Origin of the sequence: Paenibacillus sp. J53TS2 (assembly GCF_018403305.1) — a bacterium.
Classification (GTDB): Bacteria; Bacillota; Bacilli; order Paenibacillales; family Paenibacillaceae; genus Fontibacillus; species Fontibacillus rhizolycopersici.
Genome location: NZ_BOSK01000001.1, coordinates 729,238 through 749,918, shown reverse-complemented (window position 1 = coordinate 749,918; position 20,681 = coordinate 729,238). Strand labels below are relative to the sequence as shown.

22 protein-coding genes are annotated in these 20,681 nt (G+C 54.4%); 9 read left to right on the top strand and 13 right to left on the bottom strand.

Annotated features, from left to right (window positions below):
- The first annotated feature begins 20 nt into the window (after nt 1-20).
- Together KJS42_RS03555 and KJS42_RS03550 are read left to right on the top strand one after the other, a co-directional pair.
- Nucleotides 21-1,118, top strand: a complete 1,098-nt coding sequence (locus KJS42_RS03555) for a GerAB/ArcD/ProY family transporter (RefSeq protein WP_213621972.1) — start codon at nt 21-23, stop codon at nt 1,116-1,118.
- A 73-nt stretch (nt 1,119-1,191) separates the two neighbouring features.
- Nucleotides 1,192-1,887, top strand: a complete 696-nt coding sequence (locus tag KJS42_RS03550; RefSeq protein ID WP_244868364.1) for an HAD family hydrolase — start codon at nt 1,192-1,194, stop codon at nt 1,885-1,887.
- 41 nt (nt 1,888-1,928) lie between these two features.
- Here KJS42_RS03550 and KJS42_RS03545 read toward each other — a convergent pair whose 3' ends face one another.
- The 6 genes from KJS42_RS03545 to KJS42_RS03520 are packed head-to-tail and all read right to left on the bottom strand — an operon-like array spanning nt 1,929 to nt 8,626.
- Complete coding sequence (locus tag KJS42_RS03545) at nt 1,929-3,038, bottom strand: YheC/YheD family endospore coat-associated protein (RefSeq protein WP_193418211.1); 1,110 nt, start codon at nt 3,036-3,038, stop codon at nt 1,929-1,931.
- Nucleotides 2,995-3,549, bottom strand: coding sequence for a GNAT family N-acetyltransferase (locus tag KJS42_RS03540; protein ID WP_193418209.1), 555 nt, complete (start codon nt 3,547-3,549; stop codon nt 2,995-2,997). The genes KJS42_RS03545 and KJS42_RS03540 overlap by 44 nt, the downstream gene beginning before the upstream one ends.
- Nucleotides 3,550-3,586: 37 nt before the next feature.
- Entirely contained in the window at nt 3,587-4,711 is a 1,125-nt protein-coding gene (locus tag KJS42_RS03535) for a YheC/YheD family endospore coat-associated protein (RefSeq protein WP_193418207.1), read from the bottom strand.
- A complete protein-coding gene (locus KJS42_RS03530) occupies nt 4,708-6,084 on the bottom strand; it encodes a YheC/YheD family endospore coat-associated protein (RefSeq protein WP_155607165.1) in 1,377 nt (458 codons plus the stop codon). Before KJS42_RS03530 ends, KJS42_RS03535 begins: the two co-directional genes overlap by 4 nt.
- A gap of 23 nt (nt 6,085-6,107) precedes the next feature.
- On the bottom strand, nt 6,108-7,220 hold the full coding sequence (locus KJS42_RS03525) for a YheC/YheD family endospore coat-associated protein (protein ID WP_193418205.1): 1,113 nt from the start codon (nt 7,218-7,220) through the stop codon (nt 6,108-6,110).
- Between the two features lie 38 nt (nt 7,221-7,258).
- Complete coding sequence (locus KJS42_RS03520) at nt 7,259-8,626, bottom strand: YheC/YheD family endospore coat-associated protein (RefSeq protein ID WP_193418203.1); 1,368 nt, start codon at nt 8,624-8,626, stop codon at nt 7,259-7,261.
- Nucleotides 8,627-8,866: 240 nt separating this feature from the next.
- On the opposite strand from KJS42_RS03520, the gene KJS42_RS03515 reads away from it, so the two are divergent.
- From KJS42_RS03515 to KJS42_RS03505, 3 genes are all read left to right on the top strand, one after another.
- Entirely contained in the window at nt 8,867-10,030 is a 1,164-nt protein-coding gene (locus KJS42_RS03515; RefSeq protein WP_213621971.1) for a DUF445 domain-containing protein, read from the top strand.
- A 424-nt stretch (nt 10,031-10,454) separates the two neighbouring features.
- Nucleotides 10,455-10,799, top strand: a complete 345-nt coding sequence (locus KJS42_RS03510) for a YlbF/YmcA family competence regulator (RefSeq protein ID WP_155607169.1) — start codon at nt 10,455-10,457, stop codon at nt 10,797-10,799.
- Nucleotides 10,800-10,937: 138 nt separating this feature from the next.
- On the top strand, nt 10,938-11,231 hold the full coding sequence (locus tag KJS42_RS03505) for a hypothetical protein (RefSeq protein WP_213621970.1): 294 nt from the start codon (nt 10,938-10,940) through the stop codon (nt 11,229-11,231).
- 109 nt (nt 11,232-11,340) lie between these two features.
- Here the strand turns inward: KJS42_RS03505 and ilvB are convergent, their stop codons facing one another.
- On the bottom strand, nt 11,341-13,059 hold the full coding sequence (gene ilvB, locus KJS42_RS03500; protein WP_155607171.1) for a biosynthetic-type acetolactate synthase large subunit: 1,719 nt from the start codon (nt 13,057-13,059) through the stop codon (nt 11,341-11,343).
- Nucleotides 13,060-13,232: 173 nt separating this feature from the next.
- Here ilvB and hemG point away from each other — a divergent pair, with 173 nt between their 5' ends.
- Together hemG and KJS42_RS03490 are read left to right on the top strand one after the other, a co-directional pair.
- Nucleotides 13,233-14,672 (top strand): protoporphyrinogen oxidase, encoded by a 1,440-nt coding sequence (gene hemG / locus KJS42_RS03495; RefSeq protein ID WP_193418194.1) that lies wholly within the window; start codon nt 13,233-13,235, stop codon nt 14,670-14,672.
- Nucleotides 14,663-15,769, top strand: coding sequence for a TIGR04053 family radical SAM/SPASM domain-containing protein (locus KJS42_RS03490; protein WP_213621969.1), 1,107 nt, complete (start codon nt 14,663-14,665; stop codon nt 15,767-15,769). Before hemG ends, KJS42_RS03490 begins: the two co-directional genes overlap by 10 nt.
- A gap of 70 nt (nt 15,770-15,839) precedes the next feature.
- On the opposite strand, the gene KJS42_RS03485 is transcribed toward KJS42_RS03490, so the two are convergent.
- The 3 genes from KJS42_RS03485 to KJS42_RS03475 are packed head-to-tail and all read right to left on the bottom strand — an operon-like array spanning nt 15,840 to nt 16,687.
- Nucleotides 15,840-16,076: a DUF2249 domain-containing protein gene (locus tag KJS42_RS03485; RefSeq protein ID WP_155607174.1), complete on the bottom strand. Its 237-nt coding sequence runs from the start codon at nt 16,074-16,076 to the stop codon at nt 15,840-15,842.
- A complete protein-coding gene (locus tag KJS42_RS03480) occupies nt 16,077-16,436 on the bottom strand; it encodes a hypothetical protein (protein WP_155607175.1) in 360 nt (119 codons plus the stop codon).
- Between the two features lie 17 nt (nt 16,437-16,453).
- Entirely contained in the window at nt 16,454-16,687 is a 234-nt protein-coding gene (locus KJS42_RS03475) for a DUF2249 domain-containing protein (protein WP_155607176.1), read from the bottom strand.
- Nucleotides 16,688-16,915: 228 nt separating this feature from the next.
- Here KJS42_RS03475 and KJS42_RS03470 point away from each other — a divergent pair, with 228 nt between their 5' ends.
- Both KJS42_RS03470 and KJS42_RS03465 read left to right on the top strand, forming a co-directional pair.
- Nucleotides 16,916-17,638 carry a YwiC-like family protein gene (locus KJS42_RS03470; protein WP_213621968.1) on the top strand — a complete coding sequence of 241 codons (723 nt, stop codon included), beginning with the start codon at nt 16,916-16,918 and terminating at the stop codon, nt 17,636-17,638.
- A gap of 52 nt (nt 17,639-17,690) precedes the next feature.
- On the top strand, nt 17,691-19,025 hold the full coding sequence (locus KJS42_RS03465; RefSeq protein WP_155607177.1) for a DRTGG domain-containing protein: 1,335 nt from the start codon (nt 17,691-17,693) through the stop codon (nt 19,023-19,025).
- A 56-nt stretch (nt 19,026-19,081) separates the two neighbouring features.
- Here the strand turns inward: KJS42_RS03465 and KJS42_RS03460 are convergent, their stop codons facing one another.
- The 3 genes from KJS42_RS03460 to KJS42_RS03450 form a co-directional block, all read right to left on the bottom strand.
- A complete protein-coding gene (locus KJS42_RS03460) occupies nt 19,082-19,381 on the bottom strand; it encodes a YtpI family protein (RefSeq protein WP_155607178.1) in 300 nt (99 codons plus the stop codon).
- A 424-nt stretch (nt 19,382-19,805) separates the two neighbouring features.
- Entirely contained in the window at nt 19,806-20,306 is a 501-nt protein-coding gene (locus tag KJS42_RS03455) for a sporulation membrane protein YtrI (protein ID WP_155607179.1), read from the bottom strand.
- On the bottom strand, nt 20,303-20,632 hold the full coding sequence (locus tag KJS42_RS03450; RefSeq protein ID WP_059046083.1) for a YtrH family sporulation protein: 330 nt from the start codon (nt 20,630-20,632) through the stop codon (nt 20,303-20,305). Before KJS42_RS03450 ends, KJS42_RS03455 begins: the two co-directional genes overlap by 4 nt.
- Nucleotides 20,633-20,681 lie beyond the last annotated feature (49 nt).

Here is a 20,681-nt window from a genome sequence, read left to right as displayed (position 1 = left end):
ACGGGGGGTGGGAATTCGCAATGAACAAGGAAATGGTTACCGGCGGCGAAGCCAGAACGATTTTGATTCTGTTCATCATGGGGAGTACGATGATCCTGGGAGCGGCTGGGCAGGCCAAAAGAGACTCTTGGATCGCCATTCTGATCGCCATCGGCCTGGCTATCCCGGTCGCTCTGATTTCCGCTAGACTGCTCACGCTATATCCCGGGCAAAATCTATTCGACATTTGCCAGAACGTGTTCGGCAAAGTCCTGGGGAACTTGTTCATCCTGCTGTACGTTTGGTATGCCGTTCATTTGGCTTCGTTGGTGCTCAGAAATTATGGGGAATTCATGACGTCCGAAGCGATGCCGGAAACACCGATGCTCGTACCGATGCTGTTCGTGTGCGCGCTCAGCGTGTTCGTCGTGCTGCACGGCATTGAAACGTTGGGACGAAGTGTGCGGCTGCTCTTTAACATTTGCACGGTGACGATTTTGCTCGTGTTGTTCCTCACCATCGGAAGAATGGAGTTCAATAACGTCCTTCCGATCTTGGATCATAACTGGGGGCCGGTTTGGGAAGGTGCCTTCTCCACCTTTTCGTTCCCGTTTGCCGAAGCCTTTTTGTTAACCGCCATTTTTGGCGGAGTGAGGGACCGCAAGTCGTTTGTTCGCATTTTCCTCTTCGGGTTATTGATCGGCGGAGCCTTGATCCTGTTCATTTCGTTACGTAACATCTTCGTCTTGGGGACCTATACGATGAGCAACGTGTATTTCCCCTCCTATGCGGCCATAGGACGGATTAACGTCGGGGATTTTATTCAGCGCATCGAAGGTACGGTAGCCATTATCTTCGTGATTTGCGTCTTCGTAAAGTTCAGCGTATGCTTGTTGGCCGCAAGCCAAGGCATCGCGAAGTTGTTTCGCCTGAGCAATTATCGTAGCGTGGTCCTTCAAACGGGTCTCCTGACCACGTATTTGGCCTATTCTTTGTTCGACAATATTATGGATATGGAGTTTTTCGCCACAAAAATATACCCTTTTTACGCATTTCCATTTCAGGTTGTGTTCCCCGTGCTTTTGCTGCTGATTGCTGAGATCAAAGTGCGGTCGGCCCGCCGGGCGAAGTCCGGATAACGACTTCGGTTTACAAGGGATGCCGCTTTGACATATCATGGGGCTATATCATACATACGGAAGGAATGTGGGGATGGAGAGAAGGACAGACGAATTTCCTAAGCCAGAAGCGATGATTTTTGACATGGATGGAACGCTATTCAAAACGGAAACGCTGTTGATTCCGGTTTTTCATAAGGTGTTTGAACAGCTGCGGGAGGAAGGACTTTATTCCGGGGAAACGCCGCCGGAAGAGCTGATCTTAGGCTGCTTGGGAATGCTGCTGCCGGATATATGGCGCCGAGTTCTCCCAAACCAAAGCGAAGCCGTGCATCGCCGTGCCGATGATCTGCTTTTGGAATTTGAACTGGAAGGGTTACAACAACTAAACACGGAGTTGTATCCACAAGTGCAGGAAACACTGCAGGAGTTGAAGCGGCGTGGTGTACGGCTGTTTGTTGCCAGCAACGGGCTGGAGCATTACGTCAAAGGCGTTGCCGAAGCGCATCGGATCTTGCCGCTGTTCGAAGGGATATTCAGTGCAGGCGAATACCAAACGGCAACGAAAGTTGCTTTGGTCAAGCTGCTTATGGATCGGCACGGTGTCTCCCGCGCCTGGATGGTCGGCGACCGCTCTTCGGACGTTGAAGCCGGCAAGCGGAACGGGCTAACGGTGATCGGCTGTGCCTATGCCGGATTCGGCGATGGCAGCGAACTGGCTGGTTCCGACGTCCTGATCGGCTCCTTTGACGAGCTGATATCCCTTTACGATCAGGCGGGGGAAGCATAAACTTGGGTTGTTGAGATACGTAAAAAAAGCCGCTTTCCCTCCTAATTGGAGGGGGAAGCGACTTTTTGCTTATGCAGCCACAGCGCGTATTCCAGCGGTTTCACGATCGCTGCGCGGTACGCTTGCGAATCACCCGATTGATTGAACACCTCGCGGGCGGGCTTGGGGTTCACCTCAAGCAAGTAAATTTGGCCATGGCGGTTGATCGCCAAGTCAAGCGCAAGCTCGCACAAGGCGCCAAAGGTATCCTCCAGGTAGGCTGCGACCTCGAGACTGAGCTTCTCGGCCGATCGGCGAACCTCTTGACGCCGTTCCTCGCTTGGGATCCATTGCTTCAGCAGGGTATTCATGGCCACTGCATGGCCCCCGCCATGCAGATTGGAAGTCACGCTGCGGGGAGGTCCTACGCGGCCGGCACAACCGGTCATCTCCCAATTGCCTTGGCCGTTCTTCTGCACGAGCATCCGGTAATCGTGGACGCGGCCGTTCGGCAGCTTGATCTGAATACCTTGCTGGGCGATGAAGCGGCCGCTCCCCTTCCAACCCAGCAGGAAGGCGCTCAGACGGGATTTGTGAATTTTCTGGGGAGCGATGATGCTCCGGTTCTGACGACGTCCCTGGATCAGGAACTGATCGCCGTCCAGTCGCTCAACCCGCAGAATACCACGGCCGCCAGTACCGTTAATCGGCTTGACATAAACGGCGGAATACTTCTTCAGCAGGCCCATCACGTCGCTGCTGCTTTGAAATAACACGGTCTCCGGCTGGTTGGATCGGAATCGGCTTTTGCGGGACAAGGTTTGATATATCGTCCATTTATTCCGTAACGGCCGGTTGAGAAAGGTTAAATGACTGTAACGGGCCCGGAACCGCAGCAGCTGTTCGAACCGTTTGCTGCGTTGAATCCGGCAACGATCGAAGATCAAATCCGGGAAGCTGCGCCATTTACGGAACCATTTCTTGGCTTTCGGGTTATACTCGAGAGCAAAAATCTGTTTTTTCTGATCGAAAACGTCCATCGGGGTGAACACGAAAATGTCCAGGCCGATTTTTTGTCCCTCCGTGATCATGCGCTGGTAGATATGCCGTTCCTCCAACTGCTTCTTATCATTGAGGTACAAGGTCAGGATGCCCAGGACGGGGTGTGACAACGATATCACCTTCCTTGCTGTAATGGGCGGACGGTTCTCTATGCTCTGGGGAAATGGGCCGCGACTCCAGGAGGAGCAGCGTTTTGCCGCTCGGGTCCCGAATCAGATCGGAAGCGTACAACCCAGCACGAAAGCACAAGCGCAGCTCCGGGACCTGGCTTAGCGAAACCCTGCAGCTTAGTTGCTTCAGTCGGGTCAACTGGGCCTGAAGCAGCTTCGCGCCGATCCCCCGGCCCCGGTACAACGGGTGCACGACAACCACGCATAGCTTGCGGCCGTAATCCGCAGTGCAAGAAATGCCGGCTAACCGCTCCCCGTCCTCCGCCCGGATCCGAGCGACGAACAGGGAGCAACCGGGTCGGTCAAGATCGCTGGGCGTCAGCCGGAGAAGCCGCCGGAGGACGGAGGGCGAGATGCGGCCAGAGCCGTATTTGCGAACGAAAGCCAGTATTTCGCCGTGCTGCAGCTCCCAAGGGACTCCGGCTTCCCGCGTCACGGCTCTAATCTCCACCACTACCGACCTCCTATAAGGTAGAATTTTTTCACGTTTACGCTTTGGATTTCGGCTGGCGGGACAAATATTGGCTATATTGGAAAATCCGCTCCAGCGATTTTTTGCGGATATGCGGCTCATCAAACTTCATCGGCTTGGCGTTCGCTTCAAAGAACCAAAGACGGCCGTCTGTGTCGACCCCTAAATCCATGGACATTTCTCCGAGCAGGTAGCTGGATTCCTTCTCGATCTGCTTGGCGATCAAGAGGGCACTGGATTTGATCCGACTTAGGAGGAGTGCCGTCATCTCGGGCCCGAAAGCCGGCAGAAGCATCTTTTCCGGATCCTCGATGCTGCCGCCTTGAGGGACATGAGTCGTAATCCGTTTCGGCCCGGCCAGACGAGCGCCAATCCCGGTCACCATCCAGATGCCTTTGCCGTTTTTTTGCACGAGCACGCGCATGTCGAAGTGGCGGCCCCGAAAGGACGTCAGTTCAATGCTTTCCTGCATGATGTACGGTGTATCGCCGGCCTCCTTCTTGATTCTTCTCCATAACAGGGGGAGCTTGGCGGTCTTATATACGACGTTTCGGCGTCGTTTTCCTTGAATCGTGAGACGGTATGGCTTGATATCGTTGGCATCCAGCCGCAACAGCATAATGCCCTTGCCGGCTTTGCCGCTTTCCGGCTTAAGGTATAGGCTACCGAATTTCTCCAGCATAGCGGCCAGGGTTTTGGGACCTATCATTTTCTTCGTATCCGGCACAAGCGTCTTGGTAGACCGACCTTTCTTCAGCCATTCAAATAAGCGCCGCTTATTGAAAAAGAAGGGATTAAAGAGATGGATGGACTCGTGCTGGATCACCTCGTCGATTTTACGGCGCACCTCCGGTTTCTTCTCATCCTCCCGCAGCGGAATGCGGTTGTAGATGACATCGGGCAAGGGGAACCATTGTTTCTTCCACGCTTTGTCCTCCGGATGGAAAAAATAGCCTTGAACACGTTTGGAGCCAAGCTTCAAGTCTTTGGCCGTTACGACATAAACGGGATATTCCAGCTCCTGCCCGGTTTTGACGAGATCCCTGAAGTTGCTGCGGTTTCCGCGGAACAGCTTGTCGTTATCATCCACCGTTAACACGGCGACGACCGGCTTCTTCTCGCTCAAGAGCGGATTGCTCATGAGCCATCCCTCCTCCGGAATTTGCTCAAGTAGAGACAATGATCCAAGATATGGTCCACCGACGCCTTCCCTTCCGCCCGGAGCGAAGGGTGCTTGAAGATCGAACGCCCCGGCTTGGCGTTGGCTTCGAACATCCATATCTTCTCCTCCCGGTCGATCCCGATATCAAAACCAATCTCGCCGATCAGATGCTGTTGATGGGATTCGATCGCTTCGGCTAGCGTGATCGCAACGGACTTGGCGTTCCGTAGCACTTCATCGGCGCGCGCCCCAAACGCTCTGCTGAGCGCTTGATCCGGTGTAAGCAGGGAGCCCCCGTTCTTCAAGTGAGTCGTGACGCTGCCTTTGCCGGCTTTTTTCGCCCCGATCCCAACGACGACCCATTGGTTTCTCCCATTCTTATGCATGTGGAACCGGAAATCGATTGGACAGCTGTCGATTTCGATCAGGCGAATGCCCTGCTGGGCCACGTAACCGCGGAGCGCCCGGCCGTGTCTGGCTTGCAGCGTACGCATCAAGCTGGCGAAGGAAGAGAAGCGCAGCAAGGCGTTGCGTCCGTTTTTCCGATACCTGGCGTAGTAACCGCTTCTCGGGATATAGGAAAGGCGGTAGATCCCATTGCCAAGGCTGCCGCTGTTTGGCTTGTAATAAACGAGGGAGTGCCTATCCAGCATCTCCTTAATTTGCTCGGGCGTCGGGCTCATGATCGACTCGGGAACGTAGCGGACGACACTGGTGTCTTTCTCCAGCAAGCGGTAGATATCGGATTTATTGAAGAAGCTCCAGTTGAAAAAAGGGATCTTCCGGCGAACGAACCGTTCCCGCAGCTGATTGATCGAGCTTGTTGTTTCGGCACGGCGGCTGGGAAGACGATTGTATACAACGTCGGGCAGCGGCACCCGTTTCCGTGTGAATCGGCCGGCCTCGTTTAGAAAGTACCCGGTCACGGTATCGTCCTCCCAATGGATGTCCCGCGGGGTGAACGCAAAAATATAAGAGATCTTGCTTCCCTGCCTGAGCAGTTGTTTAATGAAACCGGTGCGTGAACCGAACGGATTGGTCTGCGAGGACACCGGGCCATCGGACAAGACGCCGATGAGCGGGCCGATCTGCACTTCCCCCTCTTGAAGGCTTCGGAGGTAGACGCCGCCGGGCTTGGGGATCTTGATGCCTCTGCGTACGCCGCTGGCCAGATAGAGATGTTTTCCCGCTTTATTAATTCGTTTGATGGTGGCGGGAACGCGTTCTCCGCCGAGTCTTAGATGCAGCGACTTTTTTCCGGACAGCTTCAGATTCTTCATTAGAGCCCCTGACACGTAAACCACCCGTTCGGGGGCTTGCGTGAAATGGACGTTGCAAAAAGTCAAACTCATGGATTTTATCCTCCTAAAAGTGATCAGGGTTTGCTCAGCAGTAAATAGCGGGCATAGCCAATCGGATTCTCCAGCGACCTTCTGGCGGTTTCCGGATCGCCGATCCGAAAGAACGAGGAGCGCCCCGGTTTGGAGTTGACCTCCAGCACCCAAACGCAGCCTTGGCGGTCTACGCCGAAGTCAAGGCCCAGTTCCGCCAGCCTGCCGAAACGGGTCTCCAGATAGGCCGGAATCAAGAGTGACAATTTGCGGATCGCTGCTTCAGCGGCTTTGCCGCCCTGGTCTCCGAGTTCTCGGATGAGAAAAGGCAGCGCCCGGTGGGCAGTACCCCCTCCATGCAGATTGGAGGTAAGCGAATCTTTACGACCGACGCGTGCCGCCATCCCCGTCAAGCTCCATTCGCCTTTGGCATTCTTCTGCATGAGGACACGCACGTCAAATGGCTCGCCTTCTGAGCTGTTCAGCTGCAAATACGGCTGAATCAGGAAGGGGCGTCTTCCGGTAAATCGGTCAACCCAATCGAGCCCGGCTTGTTTGGTGAGAAAACGGCGCCGAAACATCGTATTTCGTCCGCTCCGGCCCATCACCCTGACTTCATCGCGGGGGGGAAGCCATTTGACAAGCATCGTCCGTTTTCCATGCGTTCCGTTACGAGGTTTCAAGAACGCTTCACCGTCATGGGTTTGCAGCCATTTGTCCAGCTGGACCTGCCCTTGATAAAGCACCGTCTCTGGCAAATGCTCGGCGACCTCCGGACATTCGAGCAGGGCTTGGTAGACCACCCATTTGCCCGCGAGCCCTCGGGCCAGGTAGACGAAGGGATGCTCGGTGGCCAACCGCTCGAGCAGGCGATGCTTGCGCAGCTGTTGTTTGCGGTCATGGGTTAGGCAGCGGTCGTAAATAATGTCCGGCCTGGGGGACCATTTGCGAATCCAGGTCCCATGTTCAAAGGTGTAGGACGGAATGCCAACGGCATTCCCTGATGCGATCCAGCCTAAGCAGAAGACCATTACAGAGAGGCCCTGCTTTTCACCGATATGGCATAATCTGCGACAGAACGCGGCTTCCGCGAATGGATATGGCCCGTCGCTTTCGGCGACTAGGATCCCAATGGTCCCTTGTGGTGTCTTGTTCATGCGGAATCCCTCCTTCCAAGAGGCCCTAAGGGTTACGTTTAAAAGCCGGACAAATAACGGGTGTATTCAATCACTTGCTTAACCGAAGGTCGAATTTTGCCTTCGCCCATTGGGGTGTTGTCATTTTTGGATGGCTTGGAGTTGACCTCCAGCAGCCACACCCGGCCGCTTGTTTCTACGGCCAAATCGATACCGAACTCCCCAAAGTGGGCCGGAATTTGCGCATCGACACTCTGGGCGATATCCAGGGCCGCTTTCTTCAGCTTCGCGGCGACTTTACCTTTAACCCCTTGCGGCAGCGAACTGCGGGCGATCGCGTCTTTCACCGTGCTGAGGGTACCGCCGCGGGCCAGGTTGGAGACGAAATGCTGACTTCCGGCAATCCGTGCCACAATGGAGGTCGTGTTCCATTTGCCGGAGATGTTCTTCTGAACCAGCGCACGAAAATCCACCGGCCGATGATCCACCTCGATCAAATGAAGCCCCTGCTGGATCTGGTAGCGGGTCGCCTTCATTTTGCCGGAGAGCGATGTAAATACTTTGTTGAGATTCGGGTAAACCTGCCGCCGCGTGCCGCCAACCTGGGCGGTTAACGTCTGAAAGGCTCCGCCTTCGAGCCGCGAAATGCGGATGATCCCCTTGCCGAGGCTTCCTTTAATCGGTTTCAGGAAGACGACCGGATATTTGGCGCACATCGCTTTCAGCATGGCGTAATTACGGAACAGATGGGATTCCGGCAAGTAGCGCTGCACGGAAGTGTCTCGACCCAGGGCGTCGAACACTTCGGTTTTGTCGAGATATTTTTCGTTGAAAAAATGGCTCCCGTAGCGGGATTTTACTTCTTTCATAAAATGCTGTACGCTAGGTTTATTCTCCAATTTCCGCGAATTCAGCCGGTTATAGAAGACGTCTGCGGCAGGCAGATGGGTTTGCTTCCACCCGTTGCCATAGACCCAGCCCGAGACCTGGCCTGTGCTTGTGCCGATGTGTTTAGGCGTGAAGAAGTAAACGAAAACCCCTTGGCGCGAGCAGGCGTTAACGAGCTCCTTACAGAACAAGGTCATCTGGCCAAACGGCCTTTCCGGATTGCCGGGGAAGTCCTGGCTGAGCAGTATGCCTAGCAGCGGACCCAATTGAAGGGTGGAGGAATGCGGCCGGTAGATGAGACGCAGCGACGATCGCGGCGGGATCCCCATTTTGCTTGCTAGACTGGAACTCATGCGAACTCCGTCGGATCTGGATAAAGGAATAACTTTGACGCGGTGCCGGAATGATCCGAAGGTGAGCAGAAGCGGAAGATGCGTCGGGATTTTCCATTGTTTGATCAGCATGTCTCCAAGCACGAGAATGTCGTCTTCAAGAATGCCCGGACTCATGATTTGTACCGTAATTTTTTTGGAGGGCATGAATGCGGATCTCCTTCCAAGCTAAGCTAGAGTCTTGGATGCAAGTAAAGATCATCTGCGTTAAATGCGTGTAATGCATCATATGAGGACATAGAATCCTTGGTGATTAACCTATGCCCGTTTTCGGCGGCCCTAAGGCGAAGGGATGAACCGTCCTTTTCCTTGCCGGGTGCGGTCCGAGGGCGGATTTCGCGGGAGATAGTTAGGGCGGCAGCCTAAGAGAAAGAAGGTGGAGGAAGGATGCCCGATTGGCTTTACGTGTTGGTAAGCGTTACAGTGGCAGCTTTTGTTGGCGGTGTCACCAATCACTTTGCGATTAAAATGCTGTTCCATCCGCGCAACCCCATACATATTGGTAAGTTTCACGTCCCCTTTACGCCGGGACTCATTCCGAAACGCCGCGATGATATCGCCGAGTCACTTGGCCAGGTCGTGGCGGAGTATCTCGTGACAGCCGAAGGGCTGCAGGAAACGGTGCAGCGCCCAGAGTTCCGGAGCAAGGCGGATAACGCCTTGCACGGCATCGTTGAACGCCTAGGCTCCAGCGAGTCGACGCTGCGGCAAGCCGCGATGCGCGTATGGAGCGAGGCGGAATATGAAGCGCTGAAAACTCGCTTGGCGACCGGGGTTAGAGAAACGGCCATGCGGGGTTTGACTCGACTGTGGGAACATTCGGAACTGGGGGAGCTGCCGCTAAAGCGGCTTGTTCCCGGATGGTCCGAAGAGAACCGTAAGGCCTGGAGCGCCGCTCTGGCCGGAGCATTATTGGGCGTTGTTGAGGAGGAACTGTTGTCTGCCAGCGGACAGCGAATGCTGTCGAGAATGGCGGCGGGGATGATGGACAAGGCGGGCGGATTCCTCGGTACGATGGCCGCGATCTTTATGGATGAGGATAAATTGGTTCAAAAAATGACCCCGGCGCTCGTTCAAGCGCTGCGCGGCGAAGAGGCCGTGAGCAAAACGGCCCGGGCGATCGAATCCCGTCTGGAGTTGTACGGCGAGAAGCCGGTGGCGGAACTGTTAGCCGCTTTGACCGGCGAGGAGGCGCTTCATTGGTTAGGCGGCAAGCTGGAGCAGCTTCCACTGGAACGGTGGCTGGAGCAGGCGGAGAATCTGCCGCTCCGCTCGTTGATCGAACCGTGGAAAACGCAGGTCATCGCGATGGTTCCGGCGCTGACGGAGCGGCTGCTGCGCCTCATCGCCAAGGGAATTCCCGCGGCGATGCAGGCGGTTGATTTGCCGGGCCTCGTCGAGGAGCAGGTGCAGAAATTTCCGGTGGAACGCCTGGAGGAGGTTATCCTCAGCGTCTCGGGCAAGGAATTTCGCGCCATTACTTGGCTTGGTGTATTGCTTGGCGGAATTATCGGTTTATTCCAGTCGCTGCTGATGCTGTGGATGGGATAGGGGGATAGGCGGAAAACTGCCTGTTGAACCGCCCGGGCTGCAAGGTCGGGCTTGCCACGGCGCGTGCGTAGTAGTAGTGACAATGTAACAACAACGAATCTTTTGCCTAACGCTTATGAGGAACGCGATTTGAGCCGAAAAGAGGAAAAGAAAATTCTAACGCTTGCTGTAAGGCTTATTTCCCGATTTTTGCATAAAACGGGGGTCGTTCCAACCCAATAAGGTGTCTGATCCGCGTTACATGTGGAAACCCTTGATTATTGGGCAAATAAGCATCCTGATCAGCGTTAGCGCAAGTTGTTGTTGTTATTGTTGTTGTTGTTGCGACATTAGCCCAGGGTGTTACATCGTTCGCCCAATATAGTACGGAGCAGGCCTGCCCTAAGGCTGCTTATACCCTATAATAAAATTTGGAGGTTTATCAATGAACATTTACGACAAAGCGCATGAACTGGCGGCTGCCTTGAAGGACAGCCCAGAGGTTAACGAAATTACAGCGGCGATGAAGCTGGTGGATGCTGATCCCGAGAGCAAACGGATGCTGGATGAATTCCGGGTTCGCCAAAATGAAGTGCAGCAACGAATGATGACTGGAGAAATGCCGTCGCAGGAAGAAATGGAACGGATGGAGAAACAGTTCGAGGTGCTGAGCTTGAACCTTAATATCCGTCGTTTGTTTGACGCCGAACGTCGCCTAAGTGTGATCATTCAGGACGTCAACAAAATTATTACGGATAGTCTAGCTCACTTGTACGGCTCGGGGATCTAAATCCCCGTTTCCGTTCGTATCCTCCATTTGCAAGTTTCTATCATATTCCTTCAGCTCCGTTCATAGAGATAGAAGAGACAAGGTACAACGAACCGAATCTCATATCTCGTAATCTATGAAATAAAGGAGCTGCGGAAGATGAAAATCGTAAAAAAACCAAGCAAATGGAAGCATGTCGTTTATCTGATTCTGGCATTGGCGATGCTCATATATGCGCTGCCTATGATTTCTTTTGAACCTGGAGCTGGTTGGGTGTCGCTGTTTGGCGCGGTGTGGGCAGGGTTTGCGTTCCTCGTGATCGGGGCGCACCTGCATTTCCTCTTAGGCGTAGGGGAGGAGAAGCAACGCGAGCTGGATCGAATCCGGCGGGCGAAATACCGTGAATGGGAGCTCCAATGGCAGGAGGACGGCAAACGCGGCGAAAATGCATAAGTGGCAGGCAACGGAACTGACGGCTGGCCAGAAAATGGACAGGGACTGTCTTGGAAGATCACCATTCTTCCAGGACGGTCCCTTTTTACGTTTGTACTTGCCGGGGGCACTAATTCTCGCCGTCGCCGGTCAGCATTTGATCGTTGCCTGCTCCCGGCGGAACCATCGGATACACGTTTTGCTCTTCCCGAACATTAAATTCCATCAGAACGGGGCCGGGGAGGGCCAGCGCCTGTTGGATGATCGCATCGGCTTCTTCCGGCGTCTGCGCCCGGAGCCCGGGAACCCCGTATGCGCCGGCAAAAGCGACAAAATCGGGGGATGTGATGTGCACGGAGGAATATCGTCGTTCATAGAACAACTGCTGCCATTGCCGGACCATCCCCAAATAGCCATTGTTTAGGATGGCGATTTTGACCGGCAAGCCGTAATCGACGGCCGTCATCATCTCCTGCAGATTCATTTGGAAGCTGCCGTCCCCAGTGATGCAGACGACCGGCGGGGCGGCGGGCCCGCCCAGGGCAATGGCCGCGCCAATCGCAGCCGGGAAGCCGAAGCCCATCGTACCTAAACCTCCCGAAGTGAGGAAGGATCGGGGGCGGGAGAACCGGTAGTGATGGGCGGTCCAGATTTGATGCTGCCCGACATCGGTTGCCACCACCGCGTTACCTTGGGTATGCTTATCGATCAGCCGAATGACCTCCTGTGGATTCAACGATCCTGCAGCCTCATCGCTATAATGCGGCACCTTCCTCTGCCATCCGGCCGTTTCCTCCGGCCAATCGGTCTTCTCGGGCCCTTTCACGTAAGCGTTCAACCTCCGCAGCAACTTTCCGATATCCCCGCAGAGCTTAAGCTCCACGGGAATGTTCTTGTCCAGCTCGGCATCATCGATGTCCACATGAATCTTCCAGGCGTTAGGGGCGAACGATTTCGCATTGCCGGATAACCGATCGTTTAACCGCGTGCCGAGGCAAATCAGCAAATCCGCATGATGGACCGCTCGGTTCGCGGCATAGGTGCCGTGCATTCCCAGCATCCCGAGATAGAGCGGATGGCGGGACGGGAAGGCGCCGATGCCCATCAGCGTAGTGGCAACCGGGATTTGCGCAGTTTCCGCTAGCTGGCGCAGCTGCTCGGCGGCGCCGGATGCCGCTGCGCCGCCGCCTACCACGAGGACCGGGCGGCGGGAGGACTCGATCTTGCCGGCAATGAGCCGCACGGCCTCTTCGCTGATCTCGGATTGGGGTTCGTATCCGCGAATATGAACTTCGATGGCGGGCCTTTGGTCTGTACGGGCGGTCATGATGTTTTTGGGCAGATCGATAAGCACAGGCCCAGGTCTCCCGGTGACCGCGAGATGGAAAGCCTCTTTGACGATTCGAGGCAAATCGCGGATGTCCATCACGGAATAATTATGTTTGGTCACGTCCATCGTCATTCCGTAAATATTGACCTCCTGGAAGCTGTCCCGACCGATCAGGTCGGTGGAAACCTGACCCGTCAGCACAACCATCGGGACCGAGTCCATATAGGCGTTAGCGATACCCGTGACCGCATTTGTCGCCCCTGGCCCGGAGGTGACGAGCGCGACCCCGGCCTGTCCCGTGACTCGGGCATATCCGTCCGCCGCATGCACGGCGGCTTGCTCATGCCGGGTTAGAATATGATGGATTTCTAGGCAATCGTACAGCGCATCGTAGATCGGAATGACCGCACCGCCGGGATATCCGAAGATCGTGTCGACCTGTTCCGCACGCAAGCACTCGATCAGCAGCTCCGCTCCGTTTTTGGCGGTGGGTAACTTGGTTTCATGGATGTTCTTCATTTAAACTTACCTCCCGGTGGAATTTTGACCATTTTATCGCGAGGGGTTTGCATTTGGAGTGATTCCAGTCATAAAACGGCGCGGATCAAGGGGTTACGATTACTAGGAATTCAATGATGAGACGGTTGGACTCGCAGGAGAGTCACGCCGCTCAAAGGAGGGCAAACCTAATCATGAGCAGAAACATTGCGGTGGTCGGCGGGGGGATTTCCGGGTTGAGCGCGGCTTATTACGCCCGGAAGTGGCTTCGCGAACGGGGGATCGACGCCGGAATAACGATTATAGAGCAAACGGACCGGCTAGGCGGGAACATTCGCACCTTGCGTCGGGACGGTTTTACGATAGAGCAAGGCCCCGATTCATTCATCGCGCGGAAAACCGTTGTTTTGGAGTTGACGAAGGAATTGGGTTTAGAGCATTTGCTGGTGGGAACGAATCCGCTAGCCAAAAAGAACTACATTGTGCATCATGGCCGCTTTCACCCGATGCCGCCAGGGCTGATGCTCGGTATTCCTACGCAAATGTGGCCATTGGTGAAGACCGGCCTGCTGTCGCCGGCCGGCAAGCTGCGCGCCGCGTTAGACCTCGTGCTACCAGCCAGACGCGGCGGCGGGGATGAATCGCTTGGCGGCTTCATTCATCGACGGTTGGGGCGTGAAGTGCTGGAGAACCTGACCGAGCCGCTGCTAGCTGGCATCTATGCCGGGGATACGGCGGAGCTTAGCCTGGAAGCAACGTTCCCCCAGTTTATGGAGATGGAGCGTAAACATCGTAGTTTGATTCTCGGTCTCTTGGCGAGCAAAAAACAACCTTCCCCCAAGCCGCGAGAGGAAATGCCTAAGGGGGGGCATAACAGCATGTTTTTGACGCTGGAGGGCGGATTGAACGTGCTTACTTACGGTTTAGCCGCTGCGCTTCAAGGCGAGCAGGTCATAACGGGACAAGCGGTAGACGGGATGAGTAAGAAAGCGGGACGCTACGAATTGGAGCTATCTGGGGGCGAACGTTTGGAGGCGGACGCCGTCATCCTGGCAACCCCGGCCTATGCCTCGGCCCGGCTACTTCAGGATCAGGTTCGAACAGCGGCCTATTTGGAAAAGATCCGTTACGTCTCGGTCGCGAATCTGGCTTTTGCCTACCGGCGACAAGAGATCCAGCATGATTTGGACGGTTCCGGCGTGTTGATTCCGCGCGGGGAAGGGCGGATGGTTACGGCAATTACGTGGACGTCCTCCAAGTGGCTGCACACGGCACCGGAAGGACGCGTGCTGCTCCGTGCGTATATCGGCCGCTTGGGAGACCAGGCCTGGACGAAGCTGCCGGAGACGGAGATCCGTCGACGCGTGGCTGCTGAACTTAAGGATCTGATGGGGATCGAAGCCGAACCGCTCTTTTGCGAAATGTCGGCTTTGCCGGAGTCGATGCCGCAGTACCCGGTTGGTCATGTGGAGCATCTGAAGGAGCTTCGTGCCGAATTGGAGCAGGTGATGCCCGGCGTTATGGTGTGCGGAGCGGGGTATGGCGGAGTGGGGATCCCCGATTGCATTCGTCAAGGGAAGGAAGCGGCGGAAGCGGCGTTAACTTGGTTGGGAGATGAATCGAAATGCAACTGATTCAGCATAAAGATTATAACGTGAATCCCTTTATCGTCATTTGGGAATTGACGAGAGCCTGTGCGCTGAAATGTCTGCACTGCCGGGCGGAAGCTCAATATCACCCCGATCCCAGACAGCTGACCTTCGAAGAAGGCAAGAAGCTTATCGACGAAATCGCGGAAATGGACGATCCGCTTTTTGTATTTACGGGGGGAGACCCGCTCATGCGACCGGATTTGTTTGACCTGGCGCGGTATGCGATCCATGAGAAGGGATTGCCCGTTTCCATGACCCCAAGTGCCACGCCGAGGGTTACCTTCTCCGCCGTAAGCAAAGCCAAGGAGGTTGGTCTTTCTCGCTGGGCGTTTAGCCTAGACGGCTCGACGGCGGAGATCCATGACCATTTCCGCGGCACACCGGGTTCATTCGAGATGACGACCAGAGGGATCGGTTATTTACAACAGCTGGAGATTCCGATTCAGATCAACACGACGGTGTCCCGTTATAACCTGAACGATCTGCCGCGAATTGCGGAAACGGTCAAAGGGATGGGGGCGGTGCTCTGGAGCGTGTTCTTCCTTGTACCAACGGGGCGGGGAATGACGAAAGACATGATTACACCGGAAGAGCATGAGCAGGTGATGATTTGGCTGGCGAACCTGCAACGGGAGATGCCTTACGGCATTAAAGCGACGGAAGCGCCCCATTACCGCCGGGTATTCATGCAGCAGCAGAGGCGAATCGCCGCTTCCGTAGAGGGGGGCTCGGCAACGCCCAAACGAATGGATGTACTCGGCCGATCGCCTAAAGGCGTAAACGACGGAGACGGATTCGTATTTATCAGCCATATTGGCGAGGTGTATCCGAGTGGTTTTCTGCCGGTGAATTGCGGAAGTGTCCGAGACACTTCGTTGGTGGAAATCTATCGAAATTCGCCGATTTTGCAGCAGTTAAGAGATAAATCCTTGCTTAAGGGCAAGTGCGGAGCCTGCGAATTCAAGGAGCTATGCGGCGGCTCCAGGGCAAGGGCCTATGCGGTTACCGGTGATTATTTGGAAAGCGATCCGTACTGCTCCTACATTCCTCGGGGCTACAACAGTCACGATCAACCGTGAGCAAATTCACGCAATGCAAAAAGGAGGCCGATCGGCCTCCTTTCATTCTTGTAAATCCAACGGATGGGCATTAGGATGGAAGAGGTTCAAATGTCACTTTCCAATGATCCTCAGCCAATTGCTCGGAAGCATGGCTGTAGCCCTTACCTTCAAGCACCTTTAGAAGCGGGACGGGATTCATGGTGGCGTGCAGAACGAAAGTCTCGCCCTTTTCCAGCTTCCCGACCGTGTCCATGATCACACTGAACGGTTCCTCGCCTCGGCGAAGAAACGGGCGAACGTCGAGTTCAACAATGCGGTCTGCCATTTACACATTCACCTCCACGTCGGTCCGTTCGGTTGCAAACGCTTGGCACAGCCGTGCCGCACCGCTAAGTCCCTTCATGCCGCCGTAAAGAGTATAGAAGAACGAGTCCGGCGCATCCAGCGAGAAGGACAAATACTGCTTCGGATCGATCCCTAACATTTTTTCAAACAAGGTGGCGGTGTCATAGGCGTAGAAACAGAAATACGTGTATTGAAATTCCGGCATTTTCTCGGCGATCGTGAGGATCTCACCCGCGTACCGCTCGAGGTTGCTCTCCGCCTCCTGAATCATGCGCAAGGCATCCTCCAGTTCCACGGCGATTTGGATCGTCTTGTCATCGATAACCGTAATCGTAGCCATAGGGCATTCCCCCTGCTTTAATTTTTGCCGATTTTCACCTGGAACATCTCGGGCCCTTGCTCAATGTACTCCCAAGTAAAACCGCCGGGATGCATCGCTTCGAACTGAAAACGGAGCGGCACCGGGTCATGGTCGTTGATCAGCAGCATGGCTTCCCCCGGCTCCAAGGAATTGTAAGCGGCAAAAATCGTCTTATGCTTGAGCTGCGGCGGATATTCGGTAGCGTTGACAGTAGCTTTGAATTGACTCATGTGAAGTCCTCCTAAAGTTAAAAATTTAACGATTCGACCTCATTATATCAACGGGAAGCAGAATGATTGTGATATCAGTCACAAGTCAATTGCCGGTGAAAATTTCTGTTTGGATTTGTCCGGAAGACGCCATGGTTCCAGTGATTCCTGTCACTGGGATGCTTAGGCCTACTGATTATAATGTCCGTAATTTAGGCTTTACACGAAGATGAAGGAGGAACCAATGACGTGCGAATCCGAGATTATATTCCCAATCAGCACGGAGCCTGGGCGATGCTGGTCGTTCCGTTTCTGTTCGGGATGCTCGCCTCTACCCCCGGGGCGATTCACGGACTGTTGTTTGTTTGCTGGCTTCTGATCTATTTGCTGATGTTTCCCCTGTTGCAGTGGATTCGGACGGGAAAAGCGGCCCGCTTCCGCAAACCGGTGCTGTTCTATGGTGCGCTGTTAGTCCCTGCGGCGGCCGCTTTGGTTCTGTTCCGTCCCATCGTTCTGCTAATGGCGCTCCTCTTCGTTCCGCTGTTTGCAATCAATGCCCTCTATGCCAAGCGAAAGCGAGAACGCGCTTTGCTGAACGATATTGCCGCTATCGTGCAATTCAGCCTGATGGTATTTATCTCCTACAAACTTGGAGGAGGGACCGATCTCCGGCTGGCTATGGAATTGTTCCTGATCAGCACGGCGTACTTCATCGGAACCGCCTTTTATGTAAAAACGATTATCCGCGAACGGAACAACAAGCGATTCTATGCCTATTCCGTAGCCTACCATCTGGTCCTGGCGCTTCTGGGGCTCTGGCTTCTGTCTCCGGCATTGGGACTGGCTGCAGTGGTATTGCTGGCACGGGCGGTCTGGTTCCCACGGACAGGAATCACCGCGAAACCGTCCGGTATGCTGGAAATTGTCTATTCTGTTATCGTTCTTGCCGCCGTCTGGATGACCTACGCTTGAAGGTGTATAATGAATACAGAATAGTACAGATTCGGGCAGGGGGGTATAACAGTTGGAGGGACCGGAGGAAAGCGTCACAAAACACGAACAGCTGCTCCAGCATATCGAAGGACTGAAGATCGGGACGAAAATATCCGTACGCAAGCTGGCCAAAACGCTGAGCGTCAGCGAAGGCACCGCTTACCGGGCGGTAAAGGAAGCGGAGAACCTGGGGATCGTCATTACGAAGGAGCGGATCGGCACCGTTCGCGTAGAGAAGAAGCCGCGGAACATCTCCGACCAGTTAACCTTTGGCGACGTGGTGGACATCGTGGAGGGCCATGTACTCGGCGGTGGGGAAGGTTTGGACAAAACGCTGAACAAATACGTCATCGGTGCGATGAAAATCGATGCCATGGCCAGATACATCGACGCCGGCAGCCTGTTGATTATCGGGAACCGCGACAATGCCCATTCGCTGGCCCTGGAGCAAGGCGCCGGCGTGCTGATCACCGGGGGTTTCGGGACGAGCCGCGAGGTCAAGGCTTTGGCGGACAAGCTGTCTTTGCCGATCATTTCATCGCGTCATGATACGTTTACCGTCGCTTCCATGATTAACCGCGCGTTGTTTGACCGCTTGATCAAGAAGAAAATCATGCTCGTGGAAGACATCGTCAGCCGCAAGCCGCGGGTGAATATGCTGAAGGCGACGAGCAACATTTCCGATTTTGACCAGTTGTCATTGGAGACGGGAAATCAGCATTTTCCGGTTGTGGATGAATGGAATCGGGTCATCGGGATCGTCAGCCGAAAGAATGTCGAGGAGCTTAGCGGCGACCAGTCCATCGAGAAATGTATGACTCGCCATCCGATTACCGTCGGCCTGCAGACATCGCTGGCTTCCGCCGCGCAAATCATGGTATGGGAAGGAATCGATTTCTTGCCCGTTGTCGACCGCAATCGGAAGCTGGTCTCGTCGGTGACGCGTCGTGAGGTGCTGCAGGCCATGCGGGACGTGCGCAATCAGCCGCAGCTAGGCGAAACGTTTGAGCATTTGATGTGGAATGGGTTTGCCGAGGAGCGGGACGAAGAGGGGAAGTTATTTTTCCGCGGAATGATTACGCCGCAGATGTCCACCGATTTGGGGACGATTTCGCACGGGGTTCTGACTTCGCTAATGACCCAGGCGGGGCTTCGCGCGGCCAAGGACACCAGCGGCGGCGACTTTGTCGTCGACAATATCACCACCTATTTCGTGCGTCCGGTGCAAATTGAAAACCCGATCGTCATCACTCCTGTGCTGCTGGAGATGAGCCGCCGGGCTTGTAAGCTGGAGATCATGTTGACGTATCAGGACTCCCTCATCTCCAAGGCGGTCATGACGTTGCAGTCGATCGACCACGCGTGAGGTTGGGATAGGTAAGCGACAGGGGACGGGGATAGCTAACGGCGGAGCAGCCGAGGTTATCCCTGTTTCTGCCTTGCATACAAGCCGTGGTTGCGGATGCCGGCAAAAATGTTGAATGCCCCCAGCACCATAAACACGGCGCCGATGACAACCCGCAGCGTCGAACCGCTAAACATGAACATTTGAATGAGGGCCAGAATGATCAGCATCACGCCCATAAAGATGTTCATTTTGGCGGCCGCCATCCCCCGCGTTTGCGGATCGAGCGAACGCCGCGACTTGAAGCTGAAGAAGACCGAGCCCACGCAGCAGATGATCAGGATAGCGTAAAGAACGTATTGGATGGTTTGGATCATTGATTCAACTAGCTCCTTTATAAACATAATGTTAGGGGGATAGCCTCCCCGCAGGATTGTGTTCGAAAAATCATATATATTCGCGCTCAAAAGCCAAAATATCTATATTCTATATGAAATTTCATATAGAATTGGTCTTTTTAACAATTTTGGCCCATTTCTATATGAAAAATCATATAAAATGGTGAATCCGCTTCGTGATCAAAATCCTTTTTTAATTACCGGTTCAATCAAATTTAAAAAAAGGATTTTCAGCACCGAGAAGGTTGGATGAAGCTAGGGATTGAGCAGCGGAGCGTAGGAGAAGCCTACGTGAGCAGCGGAAAGCCCGGGTGAATTCAAGATTCGACGCCGAACCCGCTCCATGCATCCGCTTCGTGATCAAAATTCTTTTTTTTAATTACCTCTATTTTAGCATGATTTGCTAGAGACGAATATAGGGCCTCATATCCACCCAAACCTGCAGCACCCCATCGCTCACCAACATCGTTTTGATCTGAATACTATACTCCTTATCGCGCACGACATAGATTTTGCGGTTCAACAGCGTTCGGGCCATTTTGGCATCGGAGTCGATATCGAAAATATTGCGGCCCCGCAGCACCTCCAACTCGTTATGAAGCTGCTCGGCCACCTCTTTAACCGCGAGCGAATCGAGCGGGGGATCTCGTTCCTCCACGCGAACCTTAATCTCTTTGATGACGGTCGAGCGGTTGTTGTATTTTTTTAATGTCCGGATATCCTCTTCTGCCTGATGCAGCTGGATCGTGAGATCCTTGTTCTGGATCCAAAGCAAATTGTAGCTTGTCTGATAGATCACGTTGTAGACGATGCTGCCCATGACCATGCCGAGGATAAACACAGCGGTAAACTGCATAAACCTGCGGAAGCCCGTAAGCTTCGGCTGTTTCGCCTCTTCGGTCATCCTCGGCCTCCCCCGCACATCCAACGCACCAGCTCCGAACCCATATGCGCACCGAGAAAGGCAAACAGCAGGTACAAGATTTGTTTGATGGCCGGAGACAGGTTCCCGTCAAAAAAATTGCTCTCGATGACCCGCATCGGGTCGATCGTGCCGCCTACGGCAGCGGCGAGCGCCCATATTTTAATGCGGTCGGCGATGTCCAGCATCGTGTGCGTTGGCGGTTGGAGTGAAACGACGGCACCGATGCCGCCCACCATGGCGCCCCCCACCACGATCCCGAAGGCGATAAAGAAATCCATCACCGCTTTGGTCAAAAACGTACTCATGCGCGTTTGCCCCTTTCCGAGGTTTGTCCGGTCTTTCTACCAGTCTATG